Annotated in this window: 6 protein-coding genes and 1 pseudogene; 1 reads left to right on the top strand and 6 read right to left on the bottom strand. The window is 69.1% G+C overall.

Features of this window, described 5'->3' with window-relative positions:
* The 6 genes and pseudogenes from MKK64_RS01710 to MKK64_RS01685 all read right to left on the bottom strand — a co-directional run.
* Positions 1-131: pseudogene (locus MKK64_RS01710) on the bottom strand (amidase); the annotation flags it as partial.
* Between the two features lie 14 nt (positions 132-145).
* Positions 146-856, bottom strand: a complete 711-nt coding sequence (locus MKK64_RS01705) for an ATP-binding cassette domain-containing protein (RefSeq protein WP_243931990.1) — start codon at positions 854-856, stop codon at positions 146-148.
* A gap of 2 nt (positions 857-858) precedes the next feature.
* A complete protein-coding gene (locus MKK64_RS01700) occupies positions 859-1,569 on the bottom strand; it encodes an ATP-binding cassette domain-containing protein (RefSeq protein WP_147858518.1) in 711 nt (236 codons plus the stop codon).
* A complete protein-coding gene (gene urtC, locus MKK64_RS01695) occupies positions 1,566-2,681 on the bottom strand; it encodes an urea ABC transporter permease subunit UrtC (protein ID WP_243931989.1) in 1,116 nt (371 codons plus the stop codon). The genes MKK64_RS01700 and urtC overlap by 4 nt, the downstream gene beginning before the upstream one ends.
* Positions 2,678-4,315, bottom strand: a complete 1,638-nt coding sequence (gene urtB, locus MKK64_RS01690) for an urea ABC transporter permease subunit UrtB (protein WP_243931988.1) — start codon at positions 4,313-4,315, stop codon at positions 2,678-2,680. Before urtB ends, urtC begins: the two co-directional genes overlap by 4 nt.
* Positions 4,316-4,328: 13 nt before the next feature.
* On the bottom strand, positions 4,329-5,555 hold the full coding sequence (locus MKK64_RS01685; protein WP_147728917.1) for a transporter substrate-binding protein: 1,227 nt from the start codon (positions 5,553-5,555) through the stop codon (positions 4,329-4,331).
* Between the two features lie 266 nt (positions 5,556-5,821).
* Between MKK64_RS01685 and MKK64_RS01680 the strand changes: the two genes are divergently transcribed.
* Positions 5,822-6,190, top strand: coding sequence for a transposase (locus MKK64_RS01680; protein ID WP_243931987.1), 369 nt, complete (start codon positions 5,822-5,824; stop codon positions 6,188-6,190).
* Positions 6,191-6,585: the final 395 nt, after the last annotated feature.

Here is a 6,585-nt window from a genome sequence, read left to right as displayed (position 1 = left end):
CCGCCGGCGGGGAAGGAATGGAGGGTGACCGTGTCCCCGGACGCGATCTCGAGCACCGGCGGCAGCGCGGCGTCGAAGTAGCCGAGCACCATCTTGTCGGGGGTGGCCGGGATCTCGTGATGCGTCGGCATGTGCGCTCCTGATGTCAGACGGCGATGTGGCGGGTGAGGGCGGCGTGGCTGATCGCGCCGCGCTCGCTCCGCTCGACGATGCCCCCGCGCGAGAGGACCACGACGGAGTCGGCGAGGCGGATCGCGAAATCGAGATACTGCTCGACGAGCAGCACGGTGATCCGACCTTTGAGGCCGGCGATCACTGCCTCGATCGCCGAGACGATTGAGGGCTGGATGCCCTCGGTCGGCTCGTCGAGGAGCAGCAGCCGCGGGCGCGTCGCCAGCGCGCGGGCGATGGCGAGTTGCTGCTGCTGCCCGCCCGAGAGGTTGCCCCCGGGCCGGTGCCAAAGCTCGCGCAACGCAGGAAACAGCGCCGCCGCCTCGTCCACCGCCCCGGTGCGCTCCAGCCCGTGAGCGCGGGCGGCGACGCGCAGGTTCTCTGCGACGGTCAGATCCGAAAAGATCTCGCGGCCCTGAGGCACCGTCGCAAGCCCGCCCCGCGCGCGCCGATCGGTCGGCCAGGATGCGATCTCGTCTTCGTCGAAGGCGATCCGCCCGCGGCTCGCCGGGATCAGCCCGGCCAGACACCGCAGCAGCGTGGTCTTGCCCGCGCCGTTGCGGCCGAGCACTGCGAGGCAGCTGCCCGGTTCGATCGTGAGCGCGACGCCGCGCAGCACCTGCGCGCTGCCGTAATGCTGGTCGAGCCCCTCGACCGTGAGCCGCATCGGCGCTGCTTCGGGCATGCTCATCGGCCCAGAAACACCTCGATCACGCGGGCATCTGCCCGAGCGCCGCGCATCCCGCCCTCGTAGAGGGTGCGGCCCTCGTGCAGCACCGTCACCCGGTCCGCGATGGCCTCGACGAAGGCCATGTCGTGCTCGATCACCACGATGGCCCGGTCGGGCCTTCGCAGCGCGCGGATCAGCGCGGCGGTGCGCTCGGTCTCCGCGTCCGAGAGCCCCGCCACCGGCTCGTCGAGCAGGATGATCCTGGGGTTCGAACCCAGCACCATGCCGATTTCCAGCCACTGCTTCTCGCCGTGGGCAAGTGCCCCGGCGAGTGCGTGCGCGCGGGGTTCGAGGCCGATCTCGCCGAGCACCGCCCCGATGCGCGCGGCGCGCTCCGATGCCGGGAGCCCAGCGCCGCAGCCGATGTCGAGGTTTTCGTACACCGTCAGCGCCGGGAAGACGCTCGGCTTCTGGAACTTGCGCCGCACGCCTGCCTTGGCGATCCCAGCCTCGGAGCACTTGGCTAGGTCCAGGCTGTCGCCGAGCATCACCCGGCCGCGGAGGGGCTTGGTGATTCCGGAGATCACGTCGAGGAGCGTGGTCTTGCCGGCCCCGTTCGGGCCGATGACGGCGCGGACCTCGCCGGCATCGACGGCGAGCGATAGCGCGGTCAGCGCCCGGAAGCGGCCGAAGACCACATCGAGCTTGTCGACCAGAAGGGCGCTCACCGGCCCCCTCCGTTGCGCAGCCATATCGGCTTGGTGCGGAGGGAGGCGAAGTCGAGCAGGCCGTTCGGCAATGCCAGCACCACCACGAGCACCAGCCCCGACAGGATGAAGGGCCACGCCTGCGGCATCGCCGCACTGAGCCAGAACTTGAGCGCGTTGACTGCAACCGCGCCGATCACCGCACCGCCGAGACGGCCCATCCCGCCGATCGCCACCCAGACCGCGATCTCGATCGACAGGTCGGGGGCGAGCACCCGCGGGTTGATGATGCCGACCTGCGGCACGTAGAGCACGCCGGCCAGCGCCGCGATCATCGCCGAGAGGCACCAGATCCCGAGCTTCAGCCGTGTCGTGCCGTAGCCGAGGGTGCGCAGCCGGGTCTCGTCGTCGCGGCACGCCAGCATGCGTCGCCCGATCCGCCCCGCCACCAGCGCGCGGGTGCCGACGAGAACCGCCGCCAGCGCGCCGAGCGAGGCTAGGGCGAGGCCCGTCGTCACGGTCGCCGAGCCCATCGGATATCCGAACAGCAGCGGGAAGCCGGTCATGCCGTTGTTGCCGCCAAGCCCGGTATCGTTGCGGAACATCAGCAACATGGCGACGTAGACGAGTGCCTGGCTGATGATCGAGAAGTAGACGCCGTTCACCCGCGAGCGGAACGAGGCGAAGCCGAAGACGAAGGCGACGGCCCCCGACAGCGCCATCGCTAGGAACAGGGCGTAGGGCGCGTTGGTGAGCCCGGCCCAGTAGGCCGGCAGCGTCTTCCAGCCCATGAACTGCACGAAGTCCGGCGCGACCCCCGTCGCGGAGAACGCGTGCGACAACAGGTGCATGGCACAGACGTAGCCGCCGATGGCGAAGAACAGCCCGTGACCGAGGCTGAGGATTCCGAGGTAGCCCCAGATGAGGTCGAGCGACACGGCGAGGATCGCGAAGACGGCGAGTTGCCCGATCGTGTTGACGACGTAGGGGGCGGGCTTCAGCCCGACGAGCACCAGGCAAGCAGCCAGGATTAGCAGCAGGATGCCGACGAGGAGCGGTTCGTGAAGCCACGCGGCCGGCCGACGCGGACGTGCGTTGACCGGGGACGGCAGGCTCTCGGCTGCCCCGCTCATCGCCGACGCCTCGCAACGAATAGGCCTTCGGGGCGTCGTTGGAGGAACACGATGATGCCGACGAGCACGATCACCTTGGCCGCGACCGCCCCGTAGAACGGCTCGATCAGCACGTTGGCCCCGCCGATGCCGAGCGCCGCCACCACCGTCCCGACCACGGTGCCGACGCCGCCCAGGACCACCACCATGAAGCTGTCGACGATGAAGGTCGCGCCCATGCCCGGATTGACGCTGTAGATCGGGCATAGGGCCACTCCCGCGAGCCCAGCGAGCCCTGAGCCGAAACCGAAGGCGAGGCGGTCGACCCGTCGGGTCCTAATGCCGAGCGCGCCGGCCATGTCGCGGTTCTGCGTCACCGCGCGGATGTCGAGGCCGAGCGGCGTGCGCTTGAGGATCAGCAGCGTCGCGGCGAGCGTCACCGCGGCGAAGGCGATGGCGAAGAGCCGGTTCCAGGTGACGATGAAGTCGGCGTAGAGCGGGACACCGCCGCTGACGTAGGACGGCATGCCGAACTGTAGGTTCTGCGAGCCGAAGACGACGCGCACAAGATTGATCAGGAACAGGCTCACCGCCCATGTGGCGAGCAGGCTCATCAGCGGCCTTCGGTAGAGGTGGCGTAGGATCAAGGCCTCGACGACGATGCCGACGCCGGCCGATGCCAGGAACGCGACGGGAATCGCCGCGACGAGGTAGAGGTCGATCAGACCCGGCGCGACCATCCGAAAAGCCTCCTGCACGCCGTAGGCGGCATAGGCGCCGACCATGATGAGCTCGCCCTGGGCGAGGTTGATCACCCCCATCAGCCCGAAGATGATCGCGAGGCCGACCGCTGCCATAAACAGGATGCTGGCAAAGCTCAGGGCGTTGTAGGAGAGCGCGAGTCCGTCGCCGATGGTGACCGCGCGTTCGACCCGCGCGATCCCCGCATCGAGCGCGGCTTTGAACGCCGGATCCGCGGCATAGGCCGGATCGGTCCGCAAACTCGCGAGCCGGGAGCGTGCGGCGCTCGACGGGGCGTCGGCGATGGCGCCGATGGCCGCCCGGCGGCGCGCGGGCTCGGGGGCGTTCAGCGCGGCGGCCTGCATTGCCTGAACGATCGCGGCGCGTAGAACCGCATCCGTCTCGGCGGCGCGGGCGCGCTCCAGGATGGTGTCGGCCTCGGGCACCGCTGCGGCCCGTCGCTCCAGGGTGGCGAGTCCGGCCGAACGCTGGGCGGTGCTGGCGCCGGTGAGCAGCGCGACGACCCCAGCGCCTGTCTCGACGAGCCCGCGTTGGCGCAGGCCGAGGACCGGCGAGCGTGCGCCGGCGGCCGACTGCGTCGCGCCGGTCGCGGCATCGCGGCCTTCGCTGCCCCCTGGGCGATCGAGCAGGACCGACGTGTCCCCGACGCAGGCGAGCCGTCGGTCGAGCAGCGCCCGCAGGATGGAGCCGGAGAACGCGAGGTCGTCGGCGCTGGCGGTGGCGGCGGATCGGACAACATCTTCCGCGCCGCGAGCGAGGCCGGCTCCGTCGCTGCAGACGGCCCTGGCGAGGGCCGAGCGGTCGATGGGGTCCGCAGCGGCCTGCGCCATCGAAGCGGACACCATCAGGATCAAGGCGAGGGCGACCCGCACCCCGCGAACGAGAAACGACACCGGTTGCGGCAACTCAGCCATACGGGCTGAACGGCACAGGCTTGGGGGCATCCGGCGACTGCCACAAGACGTCGAAGCCGCGCTTCTCGTTGACCGAGCCGATGAAGATCCCGCGCGAGACGTAGTTGTTCTCGCCTGTCATGGTCAGCGTGTAACCGGACGGTCCCTCGTAGCTGAGCCCCGCAAAGGCCTTGCGCACCTCGGGCACCGCGAAGCTCTTCGCCTTCGCGGCCGCCAGCGCCCAAAGCTGGACGCTGTCGTAGGCCGACACCATCGGATCGATCACCGTGTCGGCGCTGAAGGGCACGTTCTTGGCCTTCACATAGGCCGCCCAATCCGAAAGGAACGCCGCGTTGCGTTCACCCTTGGCGGCCTGAAGGTAGGCCCAGCAATTGAGATGCCCGACCAGCTTGGTCGTATCCAGGCCCTCCAGATCCGCCTCGACCATGTCGAGGCCGAGGATCGGCACGTCGGTGGCGAGAATGCCTTGGTTGGCGAACTCGCGTAGGAAGTCCGGGATCGAGGAGCCGACGACAGTGAGGACGACGATCGGCTGGCCGCCGGGCTGGGCGGCGAACGTGCGGATCTGGTTCACCAGCGTCTGAAAGTTCGAGAAGCCGAGCGGCACGTACTCCTCGCGCCACGCGCTCTCGGCGATGCCCTTGGACGCCCAGTATCCCTTCAAGATCTTGTTGATGGTCCGCGGCCAGACGTAGTCCGAGCCGATCATGAAAAAGCGCTTGGCGGACACGCCCTCGGACCCCATCAGGTAATCCACGGCCGGCAGCACGGAACTTGCCGGCGGCGAGTTCACGTAGACGACGTTCTTGGAGTTCTCCTCGCCCTCGAAATGGAGCGGATAGAACAGCAGGCCGTCGTTCTGCTCCACCACCGGCAGCACGGATTTGCGCGACACCGAGGTCCAGCAGCCGAACAGGGCGGCGACCTTCTCCTGTTGCAGCATCTGCCGGCCGATCTGCGCGTAGAGCGGCCAATCGGAGGCCGGATCCGAGGTGACGACCTCGACCTGGCGCCCGTTGACGCCGCCCTTGGCGTTCAGCTGGTCTGCGGCCATGCGGACGACATAGTTGAGCCGCCCCTCGATGTTGGCCATGGTGCCAGACGATGAGAACAGGCAGCCGAGCTTGACCGTCTCTGCCGCCCAAGCTGGGCGAATCAGGGCTGGGGCGGCGAGCGCCGCGGCGGTTCCGATCAAGCCCCGTCTCGTGAATTCTGCCATCGGACCCATGCCCCTGCCTCGCTGTCGGATTGTCCGGGCGCGGCGCTGTGCGCGGAAGACCAAAGTGACTGCAGGCATGGCGGCGGCGTGCGCAAATGGCCGGCATGGCGCCCGCCCTGTGGGCGCGGTCGTGCCCAAACGTCAAAATTGCCGTTTGGGCGTCGGTCCGGCTCTTGCAGAGATTGGGCATTCCAAGGCGTCGAGCGCGCCGCGAGGACTGCTCTTGCATCGCGGCGACCGGACGGCTCCGAACAGGGAAGCTGCGCATGCGTCGATCCCGGCATACCGACCAGGAAGTGGCGTTCCTCCTGAAGGAGGCCGCAGCCGGGACCGCCATCGCGGAGATCTGCTCCGCCGCGCACGTCTCGATCGGTACGTTCTACCGCTGGCGCCGACGGCTCGGCGGCCTGCCGCCGGAGGGTGTCGAGCGGCTGGGGCAAGTCGAGCGCGAGAACGCGAGGCTTCGCGACGAGGTCCTGCGCCTGCGCAGCGCCTTGCGCGCCGCCTCCACTCACGCGTCCGATGCCCGTCGTGCGCCCGGCGCGAAGCCGGACAATCGTATACCGGCGCCCGTGCATCATCGCGGCGGTGGCGCCTCCGTCGGTCGCTATGCCTTCGTCCGTGGAGCGAATTGACGAACCACCGCGGCGACGCCGGTCGACGGTCACGTCCGGAGGCCGTCGGAATGTGAAGGGCGCCACCACGTGATCCTGACGCGAGATGATCCAGGCGGCGTTGAGCGACGTCATGAACGGGCTTACAGCACCGCTCGGGTGAAGCCGTCGGCGCTGAATTGATCGAGCGGTCCGACGGCACTAGGCCGGGACGCGGCATTCAGGCGTTTGGGCGCTTTGGCATCAGACCGGCGGCGGCAGCGATGTAGGCGACCACAATCGCGACGACGGCGACGACGAAGGCATCGACCAGCACAGAGCCACGGGCGGCGAGGATCCCTCCAATCGAGCTCGTGGCCACGAGCCCCCGCACGGGCGACGGCGGTGTTGAACCCCTGGGCCAAGCTACTGTAGCG

Origin of the sequence: Methylobacterium sp. E-025, from assembly GCF_022829705.1 — a bacterium.
Classification (GTDB): domain Bacteria; phylum Pseudomonadota; class Alphaproteobacteria; order Rhizobiales; family Beijerinckiaceae; genus Methylobacterium.
Note: the sequence above shows the minus strand (reverse complement) of the source record. Positions and strands in the feature narration are given on the sequence as shown.

Bases quoted from the DNA above. Each gene is read 5' to 3' on its own strand.
- MKK64_RS01685 (WP_147728917.1), bottom strand. From the start codon at position 5,555: ATGGCAGAATTCACGAGACGGGGCTTGATCGGAACCGCCGCGGCGCTC.
- urtC (WP_243931989.1), bottom strand. From the start codon at position 2,681: ATGAGCGGGGCAGCCGAGAGCCTGCCGTCCCCGGTCAACGCACGTCCG.
- MKK64_RS01680 (WP_243931987.1), top strand. From the start codon at position 5,822: ATGCGTCGATCCCGGCATACCGACCAGGAAGTGGCGTTCCTCCTGAAG.
- MKK64_RS01705 (WP_243931990.1), bottom strand. From the start codon at position 856: ATGCCCGAAGCAGCGCCGATGCGGCTCACGGTCGAGGGGCTCGACCAG.